Origin of the sequence: Larkinella soli, from assembly GCF_003703975.1 — a bacterium.
GTDB classification, from domain to species: Bacteria; Bacteroidota; Bacteroidia; order Cytophagales; family Spirosomataceae; genus Larkinella; species Larkinella soli.
Genome location: NZ_QTJY01000053.1, coordinates 1 through 1,234 on the forward strand (window position 1 = coordinate 1; position 1,234 = coordinate 1,234).

A 1,234-nucleotide genomic window follows, 5' to 3' on the forward strand; every position below is an offset into this window, starting at 1 on the left:
TCACCAGCCAGTTGCCGCGCTCGAAAACGTGAGTGCGTCGGACGAGGTCTCCCGTCCCGTCGATCATGACCGGGCTTGCTTCCGGTTTGGCATTCAGAATTTCCACCAGCCGGCGGTCCATCTCCCCGAGGGTGTCGGCCGGTTGGCCGGGCAGGGCCGCCTGAAAAGTTACCCACTTGAACATGACCCATTCCTTCGGTGACTTCGGGCTGTCGAGCGTCAGGTACAGGTGGTGTCGGCCGGAAACCGCCGGGAGCGCGAAGGTCTGGGTCGTATCGCGCCACGCGCTGCCGGTTTTCGGGACGGGCAGCGTCAGCAGGACCGGCCCCGTCGGGCTGTCCTGACGGAAGGTGACCACGGCGTTTTCGGCATTGGTGCCCCAGGCGACGATCAGCCGGTTTTTGCCGGTGAGGGTCACGTTTCGGATCCGGGCCGAGCCGCCGTGCTGCACACCGAAGAACTTGGCATCCAGCAGCGAGGCATTGACGTACTGGTCGAAATCGTGCGAATTGATTTTCGGCTCGACGACGCGGACGAAGCGCATCACGTCCCGAATCCGGCCTTCATCCCGGGTGTGTTGCGTCAGATACCGCCTGAGCTCCAGCACCTTGAGTGAGTCTGAACCTTTGTAAAACCGCAGCGTCGGCGTCTCGGTGGTGACGTCCTCGTCGCGGGAATTGTTGAAGAAGGCTAAATATTTGTAATAATCTTCGTGGACAAACGGGTCATACGGGTGGCTGTGGCACTGTACGCAGCTGAAAGTGGTTCCCTGAAAGACCTCCCAGGAGGTGTTGACCCGGTCGATGACGGCCGCCACCCGAAACTCCTCGTCCTGCGTGCCGCCCTCGTCGTTGGTCATCGTGTTGCGGTGAAAGCCGGTGGCAATCAACTGGTCGTCGGTGGCCCCGGGCAGCAGATCGCCTGCCATCTGTTCGGTTACGAAGCGGTCATAGGGCTTGTCGTCGTTGAAGGCCCGGATCAGCCAGTCGCGGTACCGCCAGATGCTGCGGCCCGGGTCGCGCTCGTAGCCTTTGGTGTCGGCATAGCGGGCCAGATCCAGCCACATCCCCGCCCACCGCTCGCCGTAGGCCGGCGACGCCAGCAGCCGCTCCACCGCCTTCTCATACGCATCGGGCGATGAATCTTTCACAAACCGCTGCACCTCCGCTTCCGTGGGCGGCAGCCCCGTCAGGTCCAGCGACACCCTCCGCAGCAGCGTCGCCCGGTCGGCTTC

1 protein-coding gene is annotated in these 1,234 nt (G+C 63.2%); it reads right to left on the reverse strand.

Going from position 1 to position 1,234, the window contains the following annotated elements; translation table 11 throughout:
• Window positions 1-1,234 (reverse strand): DUF1549 domain-containing protein (locus DX909_RS29295; RefSeq protein ID WP_128548872.1); only part of this gene is annotated, 1,234 nt, incomplete at both ends.